Origin of the sequence: Gluconobacter wancherniae NBRC 103581, from assembly GCF_007988885.1 — a bacterium.
Taxonomy (GTDB): Bacteria; Pseudomonadota; Alphaproteobacteria; order Acetobacterales; family Acetobacteraceae; genus Gluconobacter; species Gluconobacter wancherniae.
Genome location: NZ_BJUZ01000001.1, coordinates 334575 through 357463 on the forward strand (window position 1 = coordinate 334575; position 22889 = coordinate 357463).

The 22889-nt window shown below is 57.3% G+C and carries 21 protein-coding genes, 1 tRNA gene and 1 riboswitch; of the genes, 17 read left to right on the forward strand and 5 right to left on the reverse strand.

The features are described from left to right. Positions 1-47: 47 nt before the first annotated feature. Positions 48-127: riboswitch (SAM riboswitch) on the reverse strand. A gap of 110 nt (positions 128-237) precedes the next feature. After that, a tRNA-Gly gene (locus GWA01_RS01510) sits at positions 238-311 on the forward strand. 18 nt (positions 312-329) lie between these two features. On the opposite strand, the gene GWA01_RS01515 is transcribed toward GWA01_RS01510, so the two are convergent. From GWA01_RS01515 to GWA01_RS01535, 5 genes are all read right to left on the reverse strand, one after another. Then, positions 330-875 carry a hypothetical protein gene (locus GWA01_RS01515; protein ID WP_244945709.1) on the reverse strand — a complete coding sequence of 182 codons (546 nt, stop codon included), beginning with the start codon at positions 873-875 and terminating at the stop codon, positions 330-332. A 49-nt stretch (positions 876-924) separates the two neighbouring features. Further along, entirely contained in the window at positions 925-1674 is a 750-nt protein-coding gene (locus tag GWA01_RS01520; protein WP_146793333.1) for a 2OG-Fe dioxygenase family protein, read from the reverse strand. A 51-nt stretch (positions 1675-1725) separates the two neighbouring features. Further along, positions 1726-2955 carry an NAD(P)/FAD-dependent oxidoreductase gene (locus GWA01_RS01525; protein WP_146793335.1) on the reverse strand — a complete coding sequence of 410 codons (1230 nt, stop codon included), beginning with the start codon at positions 2953-2955 and terminating at the stop codon, positions 1726-1728. A gap of 108 nt (positions 2956-3063) precedes the next feature. Then, on the reverse strand, positions 3064-4299 hold the full coding sequence (gene argJ, locus GWA01_RS01530; RefSeq protein ID WP_146793337.1) for a bifunctional glutamate N-acetyltransferase/amino-acid acetyltransferase ArgJ: 1236 nt from the start codon (positions 4297-4299) through the stop codon (positions 3064-3066). A 4-nt stretch (positions 4300-4303) separates the two neighbouring features. Then, positions 4304-5236 (reverse strand): peptidylprolyl isomerase, encoded by a 933-nt coding sequence (locus GWA01_RS01535; RefSeq protein WP_146793339.1) that lies wholly within the window; start codon positions 5234-5236, stop codon positions 4304-4306. A 291-nt stretch (positions 5237-5527) separates the two neighbouring features. On the opposite strand from GWA01_RS01535, the gene secA reads away from it, so the two are divergent. From secA to thiD, 16 genes are all read left to right on the forward strand, one after another. Then, positions 5528-8236 carry a preprotein translocase subunit SecA gene (secA, locus tag GWA01_RS01540; RefSeq protein WP_146793341.1) on the forward strand — a complete coding sequence of 903 codons (2709 nt, stop codon included), beginning with the start codon at positions 5528-5530 and terminating at the stop codon, positions 8234-8236. 32 nt (positions 8237-8268) lie between these two features. After that, complete coding sequence (locus GWA01_RS01545) at positions 8269-9018, forward strand: YebC/PmpR family DNA-binding transcriptional regulator (RefSeq protein ID WP_146793343.1); 750 nt, start codon at positions 8269-8271, stop codon at positions 9016-9018. Further along, positions 9015-9521, forward strand: a complete 507-nt coding sequence (gene ruvC / locus GWA01_RS01550) for a crossover junction endodeoxyribonuclease RuvC (protein ID WP_146793345.1) — start codon at positions 9015-9017, stop codon at positions 9519-9521. Before GWA01_RS01545 ends, ruvC begins: the two co-directional genes overlap by 4 nt. Then, a complete protein-coding gene (ruvA, locus tag GWA01_RS01555; RefSeq protein WP_146793347.1) occupies positions 9518-10120 on the forward strand; it encodes a Holliday junction branch migration protein RuvA in 603 nt (200 codons plus the stop codon). The genes ruvC and ruvA overlap by 4 nt, the downstream gene beginning before the upstream one ends. Next, positions 10117-11166 (forward strand): Holliday junction branch migration DNA helicase RuvB, encoded by a 1050-nt coding sequence (gene ruvB, locus GWA01_RS01560; protein ID WP_146793349.1) that lies wholly within the window; start codon positions 10117-10119, stop codon positions 11164-11166. The genes ruvA and ruvB overlap by 4 nt, the downstream gene beginning before the upstream one ends. Before the next feature lie 13 nt (positions 11167-11179). Continuing rightward, complete coding sequence (gene ybgC, locus GWA01_RS01565) at positions 11180-11605, forward strand: tol-pal system-associated acyl-CoA thioesterase (RefSeq protein ID WP_146793351.1); 426 nt, start codon at positions 11180-11182, stop codon at positions 11603-11605. Between the two features lie 30 nt (positions 11606-11635). After that, positions 11636-12439, forward strand: a complete 804-nt coding sequence (gene tolQ / locus GWA01_RS01570; protein ID WP_186819420.1) for a protein TolQ — start codon at positions 11636-11638, stop codon at positions 12437-12439. A gap of 3 nt (positions 12440-12442) precedes the next feature. Then, a complete protein-coding gene (gene tolR / locus GWA01_RS01575; protein ID WP_146793355.1) occupies positions 12443-12877 on the forward strand; it encodes a protein TolR in 435 nt (144 codons plus the stop codon). A gap of 14 nt (positions 12878-12891) precedes the next feature. Further along, positions 12892-13890, forward strand: coding sequence for an energy transducer TonB (locus tag GWA01_RS01580; protein WP_146793357.1), 999 nt, complete (start codon positions 12892-12894; stop codon positions 13888-13890). Positions 13891-13906: 16 nt separating this feature from the next. Next, positions 13907-15265, forward strand: coding sequence for a Tol-Pal system beta propeller repeat protein TolB (gene tolB, locus GWA01_RS01585; protein ID WP_146793359.1), 1359 nt, complete (start codon positions 13907-13909; stop codon positions 15263-15265). A 554-nt stretch (positions 15266-15819) separates the two neighbouring features. Continuing rightward, positions 15820-16299 carry a peptidoglycan-associated lipoprotein Pal gene (pal, locus tag GWA01_RS01590; protein ID WP_146793361.1) on the forward strand — a complete coding sequence of 160 codons (480 nt, stop codon included), beginning with the start codon at positions 15820-15822 and terminating at the stop codon, positions 16297-16299. Positions 16300-16456: 157 nt separating this feature from the next. Then, positions 16457-17326: a tetratricopeptide repeat protein gene (locus tag GWA01_RS01595; protein WP_146793363.1), complete on the forward strand. Its 870-nt coding sequence runs from the start codon at positions 16457-16459 to the stop codon at positions 17324-17326. Continuing rightward, positions 17304-18551, forward strand: coding sequence for a tRNA lysidine(34) synthetase TilS (gene tilS, locus GWA01_RS01600; RefSeq protein WP_229316012.1), 1248 nt, complete (start codon positions 17304-17306; stop codon positions 18549-18551). Before GWA01_RS01595 ends, tilS begins: the two co-directional genes overlap by 23 nt. Before the next feature lie 156 nt (positions 18552-18707). Further along, complete coding sequence (ftsH, locus tag GWA01_RS01605) at positions 18708-20612, forward strand: ATP-dependent zinc metalloprotease FtsH (RefSeq protein WP_146793364.1); 1905 nt, start codon at positions 18708-18710, stop codon at positions 20610-20612. A gap of 98 nt (positions 20613-20710) precedes the next feature. Next, positions 20711-22066, forward strand: a complete 1356-nt coding sequence (gene glmM / locus GWA01_RS01610; protein WP_146793366.1) for a phosphoglucosamine mutase — start codon at positions 20711-20713, stop codon at positions 22064-22066. Between the two features lie 5 nt (positions 22067-22071). Then, a complete protein-coding gene (gene thiD / locus GWA01_RS01615; RefSeq protein WP_146793369.1) occupies positions 22072-22887 on the forward strand; it encodes a bifunctional hydroxymethylpyrimidine kinase/phosphomethylpyrimidine kinase in 816 nt (271 codons plus the stop codon). Positions 22888-22889: the final 2 nt, after the last annotated feature.

Here is a 22889-nt window from a genome sequence, read left to right on the forward strand (position 1 = left end):
CTGAATTTTTGCGAGTGGCGTTTTGGCGGGCCGTGGAAGTCCTGGAGTCATTAAGACACAGGGCCTCTTTAGCGCAGTTATTTAGCCTCGCCGCAAGCCGGCCGCTCAAATCACGAGGATCATTCGGGATTTATGGTCCCTAAGACGGCATGGACTATGCTGCGATGTGGAAGAGGCGTCAACCTCTCTGCAATGGATTGCAGGCGACGGCAGAAGCGATTATAGGCAAAGCCGAGTGCGGGTGTAGTTCAATGGTAGAACGGCAGCTTCCCAAGCTGCATACGAGGGTTCGATTCCCTTCACCCGCTCCACAAACTCCTGAAAACTGGTTAGTTGGGGCCATTCATCTTTGGCATCGGTGGTGCGCTCAGCGTGTCCTGATACTGGTGGCCGTCCCAGATCCAGCGGTCATTTTTGCCGACCAGCAGGTCGCTCATGCCGCGATGGCGTGTCGGAAGAACGGAAATATCGCCATTCACCGAATCAAGAACGGTCGTCCATTTGTTGTTGTGGCGCAAATATACAGATGTCGTGCAGCCTGCTGATCCGCAAAGGCGTGCAGATTGAAGTTGGACGAAAAGAGCCTCGTCGTTCTTGCCGGATGAGAGCGGGGCAGACCCTACAAGCACGACGGGGGCGTCATGATGCTTTGCAGCATCCTGCAGGTCGCTCTCATTCAGCTTGCGTGCATCAACGTCCAGCGCGGTTCCGGGATTTGCGGTCAGAATGACCGGACGGCTGCCTGAAAAGGCCGAGGCGCCATGCTTGCGCGCGCTATGATGACCATGCGTCGCGGCAGATGCCAGCGGCGAGAGGGCAAAGAGAAGGGCTGCGAGAGCCGAACAACGTGAGGAAAGCTGCAGGATCGACATCATTGCATCCTAACACGAAAACGCATTGTGCGATCCATGTTGTCACGTAATTTCATTCGTGGCGCAGTGTCACCACCAGAACATCACGATGGGCAGGCTTCGTCACATCCACAGGCTTCACGGCCGTCACGCCGTGATAGACGCGGTGGTCGTCCACCAATGCTGCATCCATGGGGTCTACCAGTGTGAACGAGCCCAGCATTTCGCGGTCAGCCCCGTGGATGGTCGTGATGCCCTGCTCGACATTTTCACGGCCAATCATCAGGACCATCACCCAGTCCACGCCATCGCGGTGCATTCCCTCCGGAGTGGGGAGGCCCTCACTTTCCGGACTTGCCTCGATGCGAAACTGATGTACCTCCGCATGCCAGACTGGCGGACGTTCAACATGTGGCGTCAGTTTGTCTGCCATGCGGCTGAATGAATGGAGCACGGATTGCAGTACGGGGTGATCGGCAATCCCGTCTTCAATCTGACGGAACCAGCGCTCGACACCACCATTGAGGAGATTATGGTCGCGGCTCTGATAATGAGGCTGATGTTTTTTGCGGCGGATTTCTTCTGGAGAAATGGAGAATGTCGCATAGCGCCTACGACGATATCGGCCGCCATCGGCCATGTATCGATCCAGCCCCAGCCGGTTCCAGCTATCGGCAAAGCCTGACCAGTCCGTCAGGCCATAACTCTCAAGAAGCGGGCGCGTCGTTGCTGCGCGCAGAAAGGTAAAGCCCTGATCGAGAAGCGTGTTCTCGATCTCGCTCATAACTGCGGCAGGCGGGGCGGGAAGATGCACATCACTCATGGTAATTCATATAGGTCGGCGCATCTTCAATACACACCAGTAAAAAACTTATTAGGAGCGCAGATCGGGTTTTACTGGCGAAAAGTGCTCTTTGAGAGTGGTGCAGATCGTCCGGCCCAGACCGATAATGCCAGCCTGATGCTGCCGATATAGCCCTTCATGGATGAGGCGTGCGCCAAGGCCGGTCAGGCCGCCGCCGCCAAAGCTGCGTTTTGCATCCAGCATGCCCCATCCATTGTAGTCGCCCAACGCAACGACAGCGCCGCGATCATGATAGACGAATGGGGACGGTGTCTGGCCGGAAACCAGTTGGGGGAGGATCTTGCCAACATACTGGCCCTGTTGACGCGCTGCCTGTGCTGTGGGTGCTACAGGGGCAGCATCAATGCGGGAGCAATCGCCAATGGCGAGAATGCGGGGGTCGTTTGTGGTTTGCAGGGTTTCCGTTACGGCAAGCTGTCCGGCACGGCCGCGCTCAAGCTCACCAAACAGCGATGTAGCATCAGAAGCCTTGACCCCGGCTGCCCAGACGCGAAGCGTTGAGGGAATGTGCTCGCCGGTTTTGAGATTGAAGCCGGTCTCATCCGCGCCGACGACCATGCAGCCGGTACGGACATGTACGCCCAGAGCTTCAAGCTGCCTGGAGGCTTGTTCGGAAACAGCTTCCGGGAAGGCAGGAAGAATGCGTGGGCCGGTTTCGATCAGAACTGCATCCAGGAGTTGTTTGCGGGCTGCGGGGCCAAAACCGGGCGCATCATCAATGGATTTGCAGAGTTCGGCCACAAGCTGAACGCCTGTAGCGCCACCGCCTACGATGCCCAGCGAAAGCTTCTTGCCGGCCGCGCGTGCGGTTTGTACGGCTTCACGGAATGTCGCAAACAGCGCGTCGGCATCTTTGAGACTGTCGATGAACAGGCAGTTGTCAACAACACCGGGAATGCCGAAATCGTTGGCACGCGATCCAAGGGCTGCAACCAGATAATCGTAGGGCAGGGTTGTGCCGTTTTCGAGCGTGACGGTACGGGCCTCACGATCAATTGCGGTAGGCACCGTCTGTGCGAATGTGAAGCCGAACTTGCTTGCGGTTTCCGTGAACGGAATGCAGTTGTTCGCGTGGGCCATTGTTCCGGCTGCGAATTCGTGCAGCGAAGGCTTCCAGAAATGGACCGGACTGCGATCGACCAGGGTCAGGGAGATGTTCTGCCGACGGGCGAGCGTGGTCGCGACTTCCAGACCTCCGACGCCGCCACCAAGAACAATGACGCGAGTTGCAGCAGACATGGACCGTTTCCTCATAGTCAGAACACACGCAGCCGTGCAGTAACGTGCTACCGGGGGGCGCGTGGACGCACAACCCCCAGCTTCATCACCTTCTGCTGATAGCTTTTTTCAGCTGCGGTAAGCACCATTGATATCGATGTAGCCGTGCGTCAGGTCGCAGGTCCACACGCGGGCCTCGCCTTCACCAAGCCCCAGATCAACGGCAATCTCGATTTCCTGCCCACGCATATGCGCCACGACGGGTGTCTCGTCGTAACCTTCGACCACAGTGCCATTGCGGGCGATCCATGTGCCGCCAACGCCTACTGAAAGTGTGTCGCGGTCCGCAGGTTCGCCGCTTTTGCCAACAGCCATGACGACGCGGCCCCAGTTTGCGTCTTCACCTGCGATCGCTGTTTTAACGAGCGGTGAATTGGCAACGGAAAGCGCAATCTTATGGGCGGAAATATTAGATGTTGCACCCGTTACAGCAACGCGAATCTGTTTGGTAGCGCCTTCGCCGTCACGTACGACCAGAAGGGCAAGCTCAAGAAGCAGATCGTTGAATGCGAGGGTGAATTCGGCCAGTTCGGGATCGTGAACGCCTGTGACGGGTTCATTGTCCGCGGCGCCTGTCGCAAAGGCGAGGAGCATGTCGGACGTGGACGTGTCCGAGTCGACCGTAATGGAGTTGAAGCTGGGGCCTACGCCGGAAGAGAGTAGTGACTGCAGGACGTTCTGGGGCAGCTTTGCGTCCGTCATGACATAGGCCAGCATGGTGGCCATGTCTGGAGCAATCATGCCCGATCCCTTGGCTATGCCTTGGATACGGACTGGCGTTTTGCCGATATGGACATCTCTGCGGGCAGCCTTGGGGAAGGTGTCCGTTGTCATGATTGCGCGGGCGGCTTCTTCCCAGTTCGCATCAGCGAGTGCGGCTTCGGCTGCGGGGAGCGCATTGATGATGCGGTCCTGTGGCAGTTTTTCGCCGATGACGCCGGTTGATGCGAGAAAGACGTCCTGTGGAAGGCAGTGGAGCAGCTTGCCTACAGCTTCAGCGCAGGCTTCTACCGTCTCGACACCAGCCTGACCTGTGAAGACGTTTGCATTGCCAGAATTAACGAGAAGCGCTCTGGCGTAGGGAGTGGTGACTGCCGTTTTGCACCATTGGATCGGTGCACCCGGACAGGCGTTTTTTGTGAATACCCCGGCCACAATTGTGCCGGGGGTAAACTCTGCCAGCATCAGGTCTGTGCGACCCTGATATCGGATGCCGGCAGCGACGGCTGAGAGCCGCACGCCGGATACTGTTGCGAGGTCCGGTAGGGGACGTGACAGCGGCGAAACGGCGTGCGGTGCTCCCATGGTCTTAGTGCTTGGCAGGCGCAGCAGCAGGTGCTGGCGTCGTTGGGATCGGCTTACCCTGTGCGTCGAAATGCACGATTTTGACCTGCGCTTCAGCTGCCTGAACGATCTTGCGAACGTCGTCGCGGATCAACTGCTGGCGAACCTGATCATGAACCTGATCGAAGCTCGGGACCGGAACCGTACGGGTGCCGAGAACCTGAATCACGTGCCAGCCATACTGGGTGTGAATCGGTGTCTGGGAAATGGAGTTAACCTTCATGGAGAACGCTGCATCCGAGAATGCCGGAAGCATGTCGCCCTTCTTGAACCAGCCCAGATCGCCACCATTGGCGCCGCCCGACCCCTTGTCCTTGGAAAGCTGAGCAGCAAGCTTTGCGAAATCGCCGCCCTTGTTAAGCTGCTTGATGATGTCCTGAGCCTGTGCCTCGGTCTCTACGAGAATGTGGCGGGCATGGACTTGTTCTTCCGGCTTCTGGTTTGCGTAATGCGACTGATAATAATCGTGCAGCGCAGAATCGGTTACGAGCGGGGAGACCTTCTGCTCGAGATACGCGTTCTGAAGCGCACCGTCAGCGGCAGCCTGCATTGCAGCCTTCACGTCTGGCTTCTGGTCCAGGCCCTCCTTTGCAGCAACCAGCTGGATCGCCTTCTGGTCAACCAGCTGGTTGACAAGGATCGGCACCAGTACGGAAGGCTGAAGCTGGCGGGCTTGCGGGGGCAGGTTGCCGGCGGCGCGCTGAACGTCTGCAAGCGTGATCTTCTGACCGTTGACGGTGGCGATCACCATGTTCGGGTTCGGAGGTGTTGCAGGTGCTGCCGCGGCAGCAGGTGCAGCTGCGGGGGCAGCAGCAGGAGCTGCGAACGCGGAATGAGCCGTTACCGACGTGCCAGCCAGAAGAGCAGCGCAGGCGATGGTGGAGCGGGTAAGCCGCATGTAGATCTACCTCGAATATGATTGAGGGGTGAGAATGGCCTGCACCATGACAAAGCCTGCTTCCCCCTGCAAGAGTGCCGCCCGTTACCATTCGGTCACGCTGCTGCTATTGCGGGTATGATATGGCTCCCGGACCGAACGTGAATGGTACTGGATGTGGCCTTCTCCATTGACCCTTGGCGGTCCGGGTCCTATCTCCACCAGACGTGAAAATCGTTATCGCCTGTGATGGCACGCTCTTCTTCGAGAGGAGGCGTGGTGTTTCAGGGGGTCGGCATCTCAAGGTTCACCATGTTCGCAAGCCTCGCCCGCGTCCTTTTCGGTTCTGCCAATGATCGCTCGCTCAAGGCGTATCAACGCCGTGTGCCTGAAATCAATGTGCTTGAGCCGGGGGTGCAGGGCCTTACTGACGATCAGCTCCGCCACAAAACGGTGGAGTTCCGCGAACGCCTGCAAAAAGGCGAGACGTTGGACGGATTGTTGCCAGAAGCTTTCGCAGTCTGCCGTGAGGCTTCAAAACGTGTGCTTGGAAAGCGCCATTTCGATGTTCAGCTCATCGGTGGAATGGTGCTGCATTCAGGTCGTATTGCCGAAATGCGGACGGGTGAAGGCAAGACCCTCGTTGCGACGCTGGCCGTGTATCTGAATGCCCTTGCTGGCAAGGGCGTCCATGTCGTGACGGTCAATGATTACCTTGCGCGCCGCGACGCCGAAGAAATGGCGATCCTGTATGGATTTCTTGGCCTGAGCACCGGGGTCATCATTCCGAATCTGTCCGACGACGAGCGCCGGGCCGCATATGCCGCAGATATCACCTACGGGACGAACAACGAGTTCGGTTTCGATTATCTGCGCGACAACATGAAATATTCCCTGGCCGAAATGGTGCAGCGGCCCTTCAACCACGCCATCGTGGACGAAGTGGACAGTATCCTCATCGATGAGGCGCGTACGCCGCTGATCATTTCCGGCCCGGCTGACGACAGCTCGGATCTCTATCGTTCCGTCGATCTGGTCGTGGGGCGGCTGGTCAACGAGGCTGATACTTTCGACAAGGATGAGAAGATGCGCTCCGTCATCCTGACGGAAAGCGGCTCGGATCGCGTTGAGGAAATGCTGAGTGAAGCTGGCGTTCTTCAGGAAGGTGGCCTCTACGATATCCATAACGTGGCTGTAGTTCATCATGTTCAGCAGTCGCTGCGTGCGCATACGCTGTTTACCCGGGACGTCGATTACATTGTCCGCGAAGGCAAGGTGATCATCATTGATGAATTCACCGGCCGTATGATGGACGGGCGTCGCTATTCAGATGGTTTGCATCAGGCTCTGGAAGCCAAGGAACGCGTCGAGATCCAGCAGGAAAACCAGACGCTGGCCTCAATCACCTTCCAGAATTATTTCCGTCTCTACCCGAAGCTTTCCGGCATGACCGGAACGGCAATGACGGAAGCAGACGAATTTGCCGAAATCTACAATCTCGAAGTTGTAGAAATTCCCACGAACCTGCCCGTAAAACGCATCGACACCGATGATGAAGTTTATCTGACAGCGGGTGAGAAATATAACGCGGTCGCCAAGCTCATTCAGGAAGTCAGCGCCAAGGGGCAGCCGATCCTTGTCGGCACGACGTCCATCGAGAAAAGTGAGTATCTCTCACAGCTTCTTGCCAAGCGCGGTATCAAACACAACGTGCTCAATGCGCGCCATCACGAGAAAGAGGCTTCCATTGTTGCGCAGGCGGGGTCTCCATCTGCCATTACGATTGCCACGAACATGGCGGGTCGTGGAACCGACATCAAGCTGGGTGGCAACATCGAGATGCTGGTGAAGGCCAGCACCGAGGGCGTTGAAGACGAGAGTACGCATAGCGAAATCGAACAGCAGGTTCGTCAGGTTGTCGAAGCAAATCATGCGACCGTTCACGAGGCGGGTGGTCTGTATGTGATCGGCACTGAACGCCATGAAAGTCGCCGCGTTGATAACCAGCTTCGTGGCCGTTCCGGTCGTCAGGGTGATCCGGGTAACTCCCGCTTCTTCCTGTCTCTGGAAGACGATTTGATCCGCATTTTCGGTACTGACCGCATGGGCGGCATGATGCAGAAAATGGGTCTGAAGGAAGGCGAGGCCATTGTTCATCCCTGGTTGAACAAGGCTCTGGAAAAGGCGCAGAAGAAGGTCGAAGCGCGTAACTTCGATATGCGCAAGAACACCCTCAAATATGACGACGTCATGAATGACCAGCGCAAGGAAGTTTATGCCCAGCGCCGGGAATACATGGCATCTGACGACGTATCGGGCATTCTTGCGGAACTGCGCCTCCATACGATCGAAGACATTGTCCATGCTCACATCCCGGAAAAGGCGTTTGCCGAGGCATGGGATGTTGCGGGGCTTGGGGCCGAGATCGAGCGCGTCCTCAACATGAATCTTCCAATTGCCGATTGGTCCCGTGAAGACGGAATGGATGCGGAGGGCATGATTGGCCGTATCGATGCGGAAGCCGTGAAGGCTCAGGCCGCGCGTACCGCCAATATGGGCCCGGACATCATGCGCCTGATCGAAAAGCAGGTTCTGCTCACGACTTTTGATGGCGTATGGAAAGAGCATCTTCACGGTCTGGACCAGCTACGGCAGGGCATTGGCCTGCGTGCCTACGGTCAGCGTGATCCGCTGAACGAGTACAAGCACGAAGCTTTCCAGATGTTTACGGCAATGCTTGATGACATGCGCCTGCGGGTGACGCAGACGATGTCCCGCATTCAGGCCGTAACTGAGCCGGCGCCGTTCCCGGTCATCGAAGGGCAGGGCGTGGCACCGAACGGGGAACTGTCTGCTCCTCCCGCCGCCCACCCCGATACGCATCACCCGGCTATGATGCCGGTTGGAGCGGAGCCGGACTCGGATACTTTGCGTCGCTGGAATGAAGGAACGCCACGCAACGCGCTGTGCCCCTGTGGTTCAGGTCAGAAGTTCAAACACTGTCATGGAAGGCTCATCTGAGCCTCTGACACCCGAGGAAGAAGGAGCGACCCATGGCTGGTCATTCGCAATTCAAAAACATCATGCACCGCAAGGGCGCGCAGGACGCAAAGCGCGCCAAGCAGTTCGCCAAGGTATTGCGCGAAATCACGGTCGCCACGCGCTCAGGTCTGCCTGAACCGTCTTCCAATCCGCGTTTGCGTGCAGCCATTACAGCGGCGCGTGAAGTCAACATGCCAAAGGACAATATCGACCGCGCCATCAAGAAGGCATCCGGTGCTGCGGGCGGCGATGATTATGTGGAAGTCCGCTATGAAGGCTACGGCCCTGCTGGTGTGGCGATCATTGTTGAAGGCCTGACCGACAACCGCAACCGTACGGCCTCTGATGTCCGTGCTGCATTCTCCAAGTATGGCGGATCAATGGGAGAGACGAATTCGGTCTCGTTCATGTTCCAGCGTCTGGGCGTCATCACATATCCGGTGAGCGTCGCCTCTGAGGATGACATGCTTGAAGCCGCGATCGAAGCTGGTGCTGACAACGTAGAGACCACCGACGAAGTACATGAGGTCACCACGGCCATGGAATCGTTCTTCACGGTGCGCGATGCGCTCGAAAGCCGTTTTGGAGAGCCGCATTCATCCAAGCTGGACTGGCGCCCCGAGAACTCGGTACCGCTCGATGAGGAAAAGGCACGTTCTGTGCTGAAACTGATCGACGTTCTGGAAGAGAATGACGACGTACAGTCGGTTTACGCCAATTTTGATCTGTCCGACGAAGTGGCTCAGGCGCTCGCCGCTTGATCCGTCTGATGGGAATCGACCCCGGCCTGCGCTTCATGGGCTGGGGAATTATTGATGTGGACGGCAATCGCCTGAAGCATGTGGCAGACGGCGTAATCGCAACGGATAGCGGGGAATCCGTCCCCCTGCGCCTTTGCGAACTGCATGGTGGTCTGACCCGCCTCATCGAATATTACAAGCCGCTCGAAGCTGCCGTGGAGGAGACTTACGTCAACCGTAACGGTTCTTCGACTTTGAAGCTTGGGTATGCCCGTGGTGTGGCTCTTTTAACGCCTGCGCATGCAGGCCTGCCGGTTGCGGAATATGGCGCGATGACAGTCAAGCGGTCTGTCGTTGGCACGGGGGCAGCAACCAAGGAGCAGGTGGCGATGATGGTTCGCCGTCTGTTGCCCGGTGCAGCCATCCTGAAAGCAGATGCGTCCGATGCGCTGGCTGTTGCCATCTGTCATGCGCATCACCGTGAAAGTGCACGGCACGTAGCAAGTGGGACACGCATGGCATGATCGGACAGCTGACGGGCCTTGTGGGGCAGGTTGAGAACGAGCGTTGTATCATTGACGTCAATGGCGTTGGCTATGTCGTTTCTGCGTCTACGCGCACTCTGAGTGTGCTTCCACGCCCACCTGAAGTGGCGCGTGTTCTCGTCGAGACGGTTGTGCGCGAAGATGCGATCCAGCTTTTTGGTTTTGCGACCTCTGAAGAGCGGGACTGGTTTCGTTTGCTGACGACCGTTCAGGGGGTGGGGGCCAAAGTTGCGCTTGCAATTCTGTCCGTTGGGAGTGCAGGCGAACTGCTGCTGGGCATAAATGCTGGCGACAAAACCACGTTTACCCGCGCTGCGGGCGTTGGTCCGCGCTTGGCTGAGCGTATTCTGACTGAGTTGCGGAACAAGGTCGCCAAAATGCCGGGCGGCGGCACAGCAGCCCCGGCCATGGGTATTGTCAGTGGGCCGAGCGTTGAGAATGACGCGTTGCTCGCTCTAGCGGGACTTGGATTTCGGCGGGCTGAGGCGTGGCCTGTTCTGAGCCGTGTGCTGACCGAAAACGAGAATGCCACGCTTGATCTGGCGATCCGTCTCAGCCTGAAGGAGCTGGCCAGATGAGCGAATTTCGCGAGACAGACGCCAACCGACTGCCCGAAGATGCACCGGAAGCGGGCCTTCGCCCCCAGACGCTGGCAGATTTTACTGGGCAGAAAGCAAGCCGGGAAAATCTCTCCATATTCATCGAAGCAGCGAAAGTTCGCGGCGAAGCACTGGATCATGTCCTGCTCCATGGCCCCCCGGGTTTGGGCAAGACGACGCTCGCACAGATTGTGGCGAGAGAGCTGGGTGTTGGTTTTCGTGCAACGTCCGGACCTGTCATTCAGCGGGCTGGGGATCTTGCCGCAATCCTGACCAACCTGCAGCCACGCGATGTTCTGTTCATTGATGAAATCCATCGCCTGCAGCCTGCGATTGAAGAAGTCCTTTATCCAGCGATGGAGGATTTCCAGCTCGATCTCATCATTGGAGAGGGGCCAGCGGCGCGTTCCGTTCGAATTGATCTCGCTCCCTTTACGCTTGTCGCCGCAACAACGCGTGCGGGCCTTTTGGCGACGCCGCTCCGTGATCGTTTTGGGATTCCGCTGCGGCTTGTTTTTTATACGCCTGACGAACTCCGTACGATTGTCTCACGCGCTGCTGAAAAACTGGGCATGCGCCTGACGGCAGAAGGCGCGGAAGAAATCGCGCGCCGTTCCAGAGGGACGCCGCGTATTGCGGGCCGTCTCCTGCGACGGGTCCGGGATTTCGCGCTTGTGTCGAAGCACGCGGTTGTCGATCGGCCACTCGCAGATGCGGCCCTCTCGCGGTTGGAAGTTGATGAAATCGGCCTGGACGCAATGGATCGCCGATATCTGCGACGTATAGCCGAGCATCATCATGGTGGGCCGGTGGGCGTCGAAACGCTGGCTGCGGCTCTGGCTGAGGCTCGGGACACGCTTGAAGACGTGGTTGAGCCATATCTGATCCAGGAGGGGCTGGTCCTGCGGACGTCACGCGGGCGGATGCTGGGGGAAGCAGGATGGAGACATCTGGGCTTGGTACCGCCCTCGGGGAATCCTGTGGATCTACTCTCCTCGTTGGATGCAGAGGATAGTCCTTCGTAAGGAAAATAAAGACATGGCAACGCATAAGGTAACTTTCCGCGTCTATTACGAAGACACGGATGCTGGCGGGATTGTCTATCACGCGCGCTACCTGGGTTTTGCCGAGCGAGCGCGTGGAGAAGCCATGCGTGCAGTTGATGCCTCTGTAATGGAACTGCTGAATGATTTCGGACTGTGTTTCGTCGTGCGGCAGGCATCACTGCGCTATCGGGCGCCACTCCGACTCGACGATCTGATGGAAATCGAGACGGCTTTGATAGAAATGACGCCAGCGCGCCTTAAACTTTGTCAAACAATCCGTAACGCCGGTGGAGAGAGAGAAACCGCAGTCGTTGTAGATGTGGAACTGGCGTGTTTGCGTGCGGCAGACATGAAACCTGCCAAAATTCCGCCTCGGTGGCGTGATGCAATCCAAAAATTGGAGGCGGGAGAGGCCTGAACCATCTTCCCCGTCGTCTCATGAAGTGCGATGGAGAGTCCCGGCCCTGAAGGGGCGGGATCTGGACAGGAGAGAACAGTGGATCATGCGGTGAGTTCAAGTGCGCTTGAGGCGGTCAGTGCGACCGGTCTGTCGCCTCTGGACCTGTTCCTGCACGCTTCCATCGTCGTGAAGCTGGTGATGCTGGGGCTTATCCTGTGCAGCGCCTTCGTTTGGGCGATTATTGCAGAGAAAGTCATTTTGATCCGTCGCGTGAACCGCGAAGCTACGGAATTTGAAGACAGGTTCTGGTCTGGCGGATCGCTGGATGATCTTTACGAATCTGATGGCGCCCGTCCGACGCACCCTGTTGCGGCCGTGTTTGGTGCTGCTATGGGTGAGTGGCGTCGTTCTGCCCGTATTTCTGGTGTTGATCTTGCACGCGGTGGCGTACGTGACCGCATTGACCGTGCGATCAACATTACCGTTGCCCGCGAAACCGAGCGTCTTGAGCGCCATGTGATTTTTCTGGCCACGATTGGCCCGGTTGCACCGTTCGTTGGTCTTTTCGGGACGGTCTGGGGCATCATGCATGCGTTCGGATCGATCGCGTCCATGCACAATACCAATCTTTCGGTTGTTGCGCCGGGTATTTCCGAAGCACTTTTTGCAACGGCCATTGGCCTTGTGACCGCTATTCCGGCCTATATCTCCTACAACCTGATCAGCAATTCCTTTGGGAACTTTGCTGAACGGATGGATGCGTTCGGTACGGAGTTCGCGGCAATTCTGTCTCGTCAGTCTGAAGAGCGTGGCGATGAGCCTGCATCTTCTCGCAGCAGCGGAAAGGTCTGAGCCATGGCGATGTCCGCAGGTGGCGGGCGTGCGCGCGGCCGGCGCAAACGCCCCGCATCCGAAATCAACGTCACGCCGCTGGTGGACGTCATGCTCGTGCTGCTCATCATCTTCATGGTGACGGCGCCTATGATGACCAGTGGTGTGAATGTCGATCTGCCAAAGACAGATGCGAGCCCTGTCAACGCTGATACGAAACCGATCACCGTATCCATCAAGAGTGATGGCTCCCTGTTTCTGGGGGATGATCCCGTAACGTCCGACCAGCTTGTGGACCAGCTCAAGTCCCAGGCCCAGAATGACCCGAATCATCGTATCTTTGTCCGTGCCGATGCTCATATCGATTACGGGCAGGTGATGCAGGTGATGGGTCAGATTACTTCTGGCGGGTTTACCCATGTCGCGCTTCTGGCGCAGCAGCCCCAGAGCGGGCCGTAAGAGGAACTACTGCCGTGGTCCGTCCACGTCGCTCGGACAAGCGCCGCTTTCGCTTCGCGCTGTCCGCCTCGGTCTGCGTTCACGCAGCACTGATCGGGTATCTTGTTGCGCGTATCCCCTATGAGAAGCCACCTGAGCCGCCGGAGCCCCCGGCGGTTGAGATGGAGTTCGAGAAGGCTGGTCCGCCGACCCATCCCGTCAAGGCTGACAAGCCTGCCGATAAACCTGCGCCAGCACCTGCGCCGGTGAAGACAGACGCGCCTCCTGCGCCGACGCCTCCAGAAAAGGCGCCGACGGAAGAGCCGCCTCCGCCGCCTCCACCGCCCCAGCCCGTGCCGCCTCCGCCGGAAACTCATCCGGAGAAGCTGCCACCGATGAAGCTACCGCCGAAGATGACGGAGCCGACGCCAGAGCCTGTCCCGGCATCTCCGCCGAAGCCGTCTCCGCCGTCTAAATCTACCATGGTGGCGCCTCCAATGCCGCAGACAGCGGAGAAGGCCGCCAAACTGCCTGATACGCCGACGTTCTCGCACATCACGCAACCGAATGCCGCGAAGAAGACGCAGGCAGACAGCCATTCGCTGCTGGCTACGCTTGATAGTTTTCGTGCGGATCAGAAGCAGAGCCATGCCCCCAAGGCGCATGCCAACCCGCCTCAAGGTGGTGCGCCAGGAGGCGGTGGTGTTCCAAACGGCGATATCACGCGTGGTTTGAGTGTTTCGGATCAGAAGGCAATCGGTGGCTCCGTACGGCGTTGCTACACGGAAGATACCGAGGCACGGAACTATGCGACCTTTGTCGCGCATATGATCGTAACCGTTGATGCGACGGGTGAGGCGCGTCTGGTGCAGTTTGCTCCGGATACCGCAGCGAAGATGAACAGTGATCCGTCATATCGTGTGCTTGCCGAGCGCGCCCGAGATGCGGTCCTGAGTCCGACCTGTGCTCATCTGCCCATCCCCTCCAATCTGCTCGGCCAGACGCATCAGCTGCGCTTTGTCTTCAGGCCGTAATCCTAGAGGAAACCTCATGTCCTTCATTTCCGATACCGAAGCCGAGGCTCTGGGCGCGCTGTTGTCGCGTCGTGCCATGCTGGGGGCAACGGCTGCAGGTGGTCTGCTGGCCACACCTCTTTCCGCTTTTGCGCAGGCTGCAGCATCTGGCCCGGGCGATGCTGAAATTACGGTTGATCAGGCGCGTCAGGCTCCGATTCCTATCGTCATTCCGAGCTTTGGCGCCGGGCTGGGCGAACAGATCTCTGGCGTTATTTCCAGCGATCTTGAGAGCACGGGCCTCTTCAAAATCATGGGTGGTACGGTCCCCAGTGGTTCTACGCCAGATTTCGCTGCCCTGAAGGCTCAGGGTGCACGTGCGGCTGTTGCAGGTAGTGCAGTGGGCAGTGGCAGTGTCCGTGTTGAAATGCGCCTGTGGAACGTCGTTGCGGGGCAGCAGCTTCAGGGCACTGCTTACACGGCATCGAATGCAAACTGGCGCCGTATCGCGCACATCATTGCCGATGTCATCTATGAGCGCATGCTGGGTGAGAAAGGGTATTTCGATACCCGTATCGCCTATATTTCCCGTACGGGCCCTCGGCGCCATCAGATCACGCGTCTCGCACTGATGGATCAGGATGGTGCGAATCAGCGGATGCTTACGACGGGCCAGTGGCTGACGCTGACGCCGCGTTTCAATCCGGTGCGCGACCAGATCGCTTTCATGTCCTACGCCAATAATCGTCCGCGGGTGTACCTGTTTGATCTTGGTTCGGGTCGTCAGCAGATTCTGGGTGAGTTCGACGGGATTTCATTTGCACCACGTTTCGCACCGAATGGTGGGTCTGTGGTGCTCTCTGCCACGCGAGGCGGGGGATCGGACATTTATGTTGTGGATCTCGGATCACGGGCAAAGCATCAGATCACGAACTCAGGTGGCGCGATTGATACGAGCCCGTGCTTCAGCCCGGATGGCAGTCAGATTGTTTTTAACTCAGATCGTGGTGGCAGCCCCCAGCTTTACATCATGAGTGCTTCGGGTGGTGCAGCCCGTCGTATTTCGTATGGCAGCGGGCAATATGGCTCGCCTGTATGGTCTCCACGTGGGGATCTGATTGCCTTTACGCGGATTGGCGGTGGTGGATTCTCCCTCGGTGTTATGAATCCGGACGGGACGGGTGAGCGGATACTGACGCAGGGCTTCACTGTGGAGAGCCCAACGTTCTGCCCTAATGGTCGCGTGCTCGCCTTCTGCCGCCAGAGCGCATCGCGTGCAGGTGGTGCAGGTTTTGCTTCGGGCATTGGTACAATTGATATCACCGGATTCAACGAGCGCCCGCTGCGTACGGCTACGGGTGCTTCCGACCCTGCATGGTCGCCGCTAAACGGTTGATGATTAGGCCAGCCGGAATACCAAATGGGGTTTTTCCGGCTGTTTTGTGAGGCGTTGAAATTCATTGCTTGGTTGAATGTTTTCGACTGAGATACCCAGACGACTATGTCGTGGCCATGCTCGGGCCTTTCACGCTCCGCGAATGACGGCGGGGGAGAATCTGCATGCGGAATTTCTCTCCTGCCAGTGCCACAACCGTGACGCTGGGCAGGTGCGCAAGGGACGCATGTTTCAAAACTGTCATATTGGCGCGGTTCAGTGATTGTGGCTGAATTCTGCCATATTCATGAAAAAGAGTGTTGCATTTAAGTCGCGCGCGCTGGTTTCGAAGCGGAATCGATTATTCGGAGGCTTTCAGGGCCTTTCAGAATCCTTGACCACAGCTCAGACAAGTGGGTATGGGCGCTTTGTGGCCGGTGTTCTTCGGAGCGCACAGCAGAGAGGCAGTCCTGTGGGATTCCACTGTTGTGAACGAACAGGAAATACGGTCCGGAACCACGCGGCATTTTCCGCATTAAGGTCCCCTTAAAGGACCGTTCTCAGGATTGAGACACATGAAGTTCAAGGTGTTCGGCGCGCTTGGTCTGGCGCTTGTTCTCGCAGCCTGCTCTGATGGTAATACCAACAAGGGTGACAGCACCGGTGCAGGTGCAGCAACTCAGGAAGCCGGTCCGGTTCCTGGCAGCGAAGCTGACCTGGTTGCCAACGTTGGCGATCGCGTTTTCTTCGAGCTGAACCAGAACCAGCTCTCTTCTGATGCACGTGCGATCCTCGACAAGCAGGCAGCATGGCTCGCCCGCTACCCGCAGGTCAGCATCCAGCTTGCTGGTAACTGCGATGATCGCGGCACGGAAGAGTACAACATTGCACTCGGCCAGCGCCGTGCAAACGCTGCTCGCGACTATCTGGTCGCCAAGGGCGTGAGCGCATCGCGCATCACCACAATCTCTTACGGCAAGGACCGTCCGACCGCCGATGGCGATGACGAACAGTCCTGGTCCCAGAACCGTAACGCGATCACTTCGGTTCAGTGAACCCAGGTATCCGTTTCCGGGTCTGAAACATGAAGCCGGCCGGGGGAGCTTATCCCCCGGCCGGTTTTGTTTTATGCAGTGAGCAGAATGCATCCGCCCGCGTCCGAGAACATGTGTTCCGGCATCAGGACTGGCGGACTGTCTCAGGAGAGTCTTCATGTTGCTGTCCCGTTCTTTCCGCAACCTGATGATGGGAACGGCTTTTGCTGTTTCCCTGACAGCCACACAGGTTCTCGCGCAGGATGCCCCTGATGGCGGACAGTTGACGTCTCGCGAGGCAATAGCTCTTCAGGATCAGATCGCGTCTCTGCGTCAGCAGGTTTCGCAGGTTCAGAATGCGCCAATGCCTGCGCCCAGCGCGTCCTCCGGATCTTCGTCAGGGAGCTCGGATAGCAGTAGCCTTACGGCGCAGCTTCTGGAGCGTGTTTCTGCCCTTGAAGAACAAAACCGCCAGATGCGTGGCGAGCTTGATCAACTGACGAATTCCGTTAAGGAAAATCAGGCATCTGTTTCGAAGCAGATTTCAGACATGCAGTTTGCCGCTCAAAATGGAACAGCGGCTGGCAGTGCAGGAGCTGCATCGGCGCCGTCTCCGGCCAAGACCGAGAACGCACCTGCTGCAGGTACATCCGCGCAACCCAAAACTGCTCTTGAAGCGCTGGATCAGGGTAAGCTTGCACTGAAGGCAGGCGATTACACGACGTCTGAAAGCGATGCCCGCTTTGCGATCAAGACCGCGCATAGTGTTCCGGGTAAAATGGATGCACAGTTTCTTCTGGCGCAATCCCTTGCGGGGCAGAAGCAGTATCGGGAATCTGCAGTCGCTTATTATGACGCGTATAATAAGTCTCCGAAATCGGCAAAGGCTCAGGATTCATTGCTCGGAGTTGCGGCTTCTCTCATCGCAATGGGTGACAAGAATTCTGCCTGCCAGGCACTTGATAAGCTGAAGGCAGAATTTCCGTCCCCAGCTCCACGCGTGAAAGCTGCAGAGACGACGTTCCGTGGTCGGGCTGCCTGTCACTGATCTGAATGCTCCCATCGGGCCGGACGAATTCTCGGCTTTGATGGAGAGGCTCGGTCCATGGCCTGCTGATTCTCGCCTCTCACCGGTCGCAATCGCTGTTTCGGGTGGCGCTGATTCAATGGCGCTTGCGGTGCTGGCGCTGCGCTGGCGTCAGTCGATTATGGCACTGGTTGTGGACCATGCCCTTCGTCCTGAATCTGCTAATGAAGCACGACTGACGGCGCAGCGTCTCAGCGATGTGGGCATTCCGGTAAAAATCCTTACCCTTGATGCCTTTCCTGCTGGACGTATGCAGGAAAGGGCCAGAGGTGCACGTTTTGCTGCGATAGAGCAGGCGGCGGTCGAGCTAGGGTGCACTGATCTGCTGGTTGCACATCATCTGTCCGATCAGGAAGAAACCGTATGGATGCGGTATGTCGGTGGCAGTGGTCCGTCAGGTCTGGCTGGCATGGCGCCGCAGAGCATTCGTGGGCGTATCAGGGTTGTGCGGCCTTTGCTGGAGGTTCATCCCGCACGATTGCGCGCAACACTTCTGGCAGCAGGAGTTGCGTGGATTGAAGATCCATCCAACCAGAACCGTCGTTTCGAACGCGTGCGCTGGCGGCAGGATCTGACATCCGGTCAGCGAAGTGCAGCCCATAGTATGAGAGCCGAAGCGGTACGAAAACGGTTGGGTGATGATGCAGATCTCGCCGAAATTCTTGCCCAGCATGCCCAATGGCATGCTGAAGGGTGGGTATCTCTTGAGCGTGCCGGATTGAACGAAACTGTTGTCGCGTCGCTCATCCGGTTGGTTGGTAATCAAAATTATCGGCCTTCGCGAGAGAGCGTTCGCCGTTTGCTGGAGCAGCCGGAAGGCGCTTTGGGAGGGGTTCTTATGCGTCAGGCCGGGCGCTGGGGAGATGGCCTTATCTTCATTCGTGAGGAACGTGCATGTGAGGGAGCAATCGCCGCAAACTCCGATGCCGTTTGGGATGGCCGCTGGCGCTATCTGGGGAGCGAGGACGGAGAAATTGCAGGGCTTCGAGAGGCAGCGTCGCATCTTGATGCGCGTGCACTTGGCTGCCCTGCTTCCGTAATCCGGACATTGCCGGGGATCTGGCGCGATGGCTGCCTGATGGCACTTCCTGATCTTCTGGATGAAGGGTCAGGTGCGCCTTTTGTTTGGGCAGGGAATGTGCCTGCGACCGGGGAAAGCGTTTTTGACGCAGAAAAAGACCTCTAAAATGCAGTGAAATGCGTTTTCCTGTCCCTATGGGGTAGGATCGTGGGCTGGACCGCCTATGTTAGGAAACAACGCTAAACGTGATCGACCGCCCGTCCGGCGAGGAAAAGCCCTCCTGGTAACTGACGGACAGTCCGAAGGACGACAGAGAGCAAGATGAACAATTTAGGCCGTAATGTTGCGATCTGGGTGGTCATCATCGTGGTCGGAATGGCAGTGCTGACCGCCTTCCAGCCCGGTGGTAACCAGCACGTTGCCCAGCAGATCGCCTATTCCGATTTCATTCACGATGTGGATCAGCATCAGGTCCGCTCAGTGGTGATTCAGGAGCAGAATGTTTCCGGGACGCTGACAAACGGCACGTCCTTTGAGACTTATGCCCCTATGGACCCGGGTCTTCCGTCCCGTCTGACGGCTGCGGGCGTCGAAGTGACCGCCAAGCCGATGCAGAGCGATGAGAGCCCGATCCTGCGTTATGTCGGTGCATATCTTCCAATCCTGCTTCTGCTGGGCTTGTGCTTCATGGTTTTTCGCCAGATGCAGGGTGGCGGCGGTCGTGCGATGGGCTTTGGCAAGTCCCGTGCCCGTCTGCTTACGGAAAAGCAGGGCCGTATCACGTTCGATGATGTTGCAGGTATTGACGAAGCGAAGACTGAGCTTGAAGAAATTGTTGAATTTCTGAAGGACCCACAGAAGTTTACCCGTCTTGGTGGAAAGATCCCTAAGGGCGCTCTTCTGGTTGGCCCTCCGGGTACGGGTAAGACGCTGCTCGCACGCGCTATTGCAGGTGAGGCAAACGTTCCGTTCTTCACGATTTCCGGTTCTGACTTTGTTGAGATGTTTGTGGGTGTCGGTGCATCCCGCGTGCGCGACATGTTCGAGCAGGGCAAGAAGTCTGCGCCGTGCATCATCTTCATCGACGAAATCGATGCTGTAGGTCGTCATCGTGGTGCCGGTCTGGGTGGTGGTAACGACGAGCGCGAGCAGACTCTCAACCAGATGCTGGTCGAGATGGACGGCTTTGAAAGCAATGAAGGGGTTATCCTAATTGCTGCGACCAATCGTCCCGATGTTCTGGATCCTGCGCTTCTGCGTCCAGGCCGTTTCGACCGTCAGGTTGTTGTACCAAATCCTGATGTTGCAGGCCGTGAAAAGATCCTGCGCGTGCATATGAAGAAGGTACCGCTCTCTTCAGACGTTGATCCGAAGATCATTGCACGTGGAACTCCTGGTTTCTCCGGTGCGGATCTGGCTAACCTTGTGAACGAAGCGGCTCTTCTGGCAGCCCGTCAGGGCCGTCGGACCGTTTCCATGGCGCAGTTTGAAGAAGCAAAAGACAAGGTCATGATGGGGGCGGAGCGCCGTTCCATGGTTATGACCGAGGACGAGAAGCGCTCTACGGCCTATCATGAGTCAGGCCATGCACTTTGCGCGGTCTTCACACCGGGAAGCGACCCGATCCATAAAGCGACGATCGTTCCTCGTGGGCGTGCACTTGGTCTGGTGATGACGCTGCCCGAGAAGGATAATATTTCCTACAGCCGCAAATGGTGCCTGGCGCGTCTTGTTATTGCCATGGGTGGCCGCGTAGCTGAGGAAATCGTTTTTGGCCACGATGAAGTCAGTGCTGGTGCATCAGGCGATATCAAGAGCGCGACAGACATTGCCCGCCGGATGATTACCGAGTGGGGCATGAGCGACAAGCTTGGCATGATTGCGTATGGCGACAATGGACAGGAAGTGTTCCTGGGTCACTCTGTGGCGCAGAACAAGAATGTTTCTGAACACACGGCGCGCGAAATTGACAAGGAAATCAAGGAGCTGATTGATACGGCCTATGCTCAGGCACGTTCGCTTCTCCTGACGCATATCGATGATCTGCATCGCCTAACGGCAGCTCTTCTGGAATACGAAACCCTTACGGGGGATGAAGTTGGTCGTATCATTCGGGGGGAAGCCATCGAGCGCCCTTCAGATGATGACCAGCTTCCAGACAATCGCCGCGCTTCAGTGCCGACGTCACGGCCGGGGGCATTTGATCCGGCTCCTCAGGCAGGTTAAGCAGCCTGTCAGTCGCTTTACGAGGCGCGTCATGAGAGGAAAATTCCTCCCGTGCCGCGCCTTTTTCATATTGATCGCAACAGCAGGATTTACAGAGAATGGCCAGCAAAAGGGCTCTGTTCGGTACCGACGGAATCAGAGGAACAGCCAACACCGCGCCGATGACCGTCGAGATAGCGCAGAGGCTCGGACAGGCTGCTGGCCTGTATTTCATGCGAGGTCAGAATCGCCATAGCGTCGTTCTAGGGAAAGATACGCGTCTTTCTGGCTATATGATCGAGTGTGCGTTGGTTGCTGGATTTCTCTCTGCGGGCATGGATGTAACGCTTGTCGGTCCGCTGCCCACACCCGCGATCGCAATGCTGACAAGATCTTTGCGTGCGGATCTGGGTGTCATGATTTCGGCGTCCCACAATCCTTTTACCGATAATGGCATAAAGCTTTTTGGCCCTGACGGCTTCAAGCTTTCGGATGAGGTTGAAGCCGAGATCGAGGCACTGATGGATGAGGATCTTTCAGGGCGCCTCGCGTCTCCGGCACTGATCGGCAAGGCATCACGGCTCAATGATGCCGCTGGCCGGTATATCGAAAATGCCAAGGCGTCATTTCCGCGGGGGTTGCGTCTTGATGGCCTCAAGATTGTTCTGGATTGCGCGAATGGTTCAGCCTATCGCGTTGCGCCTACGGCGTTGTGGGAACTTGGCGCGGAAGTTATTCGCATTGGGTGTTCTCCTGATGGTTTGAACATTAATGATGGTGTCGGCTCCACCCATCCAGAGACGCTTTGTGCAGCCGTTAAGGAACATGGGGCGCATTTCGGAATAGCGCTCGATGGAGATGCGGACCGTGTTCTGATCACGGATGAAAAAGGCCAGCTTGTTGATGGGGATCAGATCCTTGCGTTGATTGCTCGCTTCTGGAAGCAGCATGGGCGTTTGCGGGGCAACACGGTTGTCGCCACAGTGATGTCCAACATGGGTCTTGAAAAATCACTGGAAGCAGATGGGATGGAGCTTCAGCGCACTGCTGTCGGTGATCGCTATGTGGTTGAGCGCATGCGCGAAATCGGGTCCAACCTCGGTGGTGAGCAGTCGGGCCACATGGTGCTTTCCGACTATGCAACAACAGGGGATGGGTTGATCGCAGCACTTCAGGTTCTTGCGGTTTCAGTTGAAACCAGGAAGCCTGCGAGCGAGGTGTGCCAGGTATTCAAGCCTTTCCCGCAGCTCCTTAAAAATGTCCGCTATTCCGGCCCGAGCCCGCTGAACATGCCCGAGATTGCAAGTGCAAAGGCTTGGGCAGAAGAGCGACTGGCGGGACATGGGCGTCTGGTTCTGAGAGCGAGTGGAACTGAGCCACTGATTCGCGTGATGGCCGAAGCTGAAGATGAAGCACTGGTTACGGAAGTTGTTGACCACGTCTGTGATGCCATTCGTGCACTTGCGGCCATTTGATTCCGATGCGCGGACGTGTTCTGACCATAGCTGGGAGTGATTCCGGTGGAGGTGCTGGAATTCAGGCTGATCTGAAGGCAATCACGGCTCTTGGCGGGTTTGGTATGAGCGCTATCACGGCGCTTACGGCACAGAACACCTGCGGCGTGGAGGGTGTTCACATCGTCCCGCCTGCTTTCGTCCGACAGCAGATTGACGTTGTTCAGAAAGATCTTGGTATCGATTGTATCAAGACGGGCATGCTTGCGACGGCGGAAATCGTTAACGTCGTGGCGGATGCCGTGAGTGAATTTTATACGCTGCCTTTGATACTTGATCCCGTTATCGTTTCAACAAGTGGCGTGACTCTGCTCTCCGAGGACGCTGTGGAAGCGATCATGTCGCGTCTGCTGGTGCGCGCTACGGTCGTTACCCCGAACATTCCCGAAGCCGAACGCATGACGGGAATGAAGATACGTGATGTCGAGGGAATGCGTACTGCTGCTGCTTGTCTTTTGGAAAAAGGTGCGCAGGCTGTTCTTCTTAAGGGTGGTCATCTGCCGGGAGGAGACCTCACCGACCTGCTCGTGACGTCAAGGGGAGAAGTCCTGTGGAGTGATGCGCGGATAGAAACGCGACATACACATGGGACGGGCTGTACTTTGGCCAGTGCAATTGCAACGGGTATTGCGCAGGAGTTATCGCTTGAAGAGGCAGTGACACGCGCTCGAAAATATCTGAGGCGGGCGATTGCCAATGCGCCAGAATATGGTTCCTGTTCTGGGCCGATCAATCATGCGGTGACGATCGACCCTGAATGGTCTGCCAAGTCGGGAAATTGAAA

Excerpts from the sequence above, each read along its gene's own strand:
- argJ (WP_146793337.1), bottom strand. The coding sequence starts at position 4,299 with ATGGGAGCACCGCACGCCGTTTCGCCGCTGTCACGTCCCCTACCGGAC.
- tolQ (WP_186819420.1), top strand. The coding sequence starts at position 11,636 with ATGGAGAGTCCCGGCCCTGAAGGGGCGGGATCTGGACAGGAGAGAACA.
- secA (WP_146793341.1), top strand. The coding sequence starts at position 5,528 with ATGTTCGCAAGCCTCGCCCGCGTCCTTTTCGGTTCTGCCAATGATCGC.
- GWA01_RS01535 (WP_146793339.1), bottom strand. The coding sequence starts at position 5,236 with ATGCGGCTTACCCGCTCCACCATCGCCTGCGCTGCTCTTCTGGCTGGC.
- tolR (WP_146793355.1), top strand. The coding sequence starts at position 12,443 with ATGGCGATGTCCGCAGGTGGCGGGCGTGCGCGCGGCCGGCGCAAACGC.
- GWA01_RS01525 (WP_146793335.1), bottom strand. The coding sequence starts at position 2,955 with ATGTCTGCTGCAACTCGCGTCATTGTTCTTGGTGGCGGCGTCGGAGGT.
- GWA01_RS01595 (WP_146793363.1), top strand. The coding sequence starts at position 16,457 with ATGTTGCTGTCCCGTTCTTTCCGCAACCTGATGATGGGAACGGCTTTT.
- tolB (WP_146793359.1), top strand. The coding sequence starts at position 13,907 with ATGTCCTTCATTTCCGATACCGAAGCCGAGGCTCTGGGCGCGCTGTTG.
- ftsH (WP_146793364.1), top strand. The coding sequence starts at position 18,708 with ATGAACAATTTAGGCCGTAATGTTGCGATCTGGGTGGTCATCATCGTG.
- ruvA (WP_146793347.1), top strand. The coding sequence starts at position 9,518 with ATGATCGGACAGCTGACGGGCCTTGTGGGGCAGGTTGAGAACGAGCGT.
- thiD (WP_146793369.1), top strand. The coding sequence starts at position 22,072 with ATGCGCGGACGTGTTCTGACCATAGCTGGGAGTGATTCCGGTGGAGGT.
- GWA01_RS01545 (WP_146793343.1), top strand. The coding sequence starts at position 8,269 with ATGGCTGGTCATTCGCAATTCAAAAACATCATGCACCGCAAGGGCGCG.
- glmM (WP_146793366.1), top strand. The coding sequence starts at position 20,711 with ATGGCCAGCAAAAGGGCTCTGTTCGGTACCGACGGAATCAGAGGAACA.
- ruvB (WP_146793349.1), top strand. The coding sequence starts at position 10,117 with ATGAGCGAATTTCGCGAGACAGACGCCAACCGACTGCCCGAAGATGCA.
- pal (WP_146793361.1), top strand. The coding sequence starts at position 15,820 with ATGAAGTTCAAGGTGTTCGGCGCGCTTGGTCTGGCGCTTGTTCTCGCA.
- ybgC (WP_146793351.1), top strand. The coding sequence starts at position 11,180 with ATGGCAACGCATAAGGTAACTTTCCGCGTCTATTACGAAGACACGGAT.
- GWA01_RS01515 (WP_244945709.1), bottom strand. The coding sequence starts at position 875 with ATGATGTCGATCCTGCAGCTTTCCTCACGTTGTTCGGCTCTCGCAGCC.
- GWA01_RS01520 (WP_146793333.1), bottom strand. The coding sequence starts at position 1,674 with ATGAGTGATGTGCATCTTCCCGCCCCGCCTGCCGCAGTTATGAGCGAG.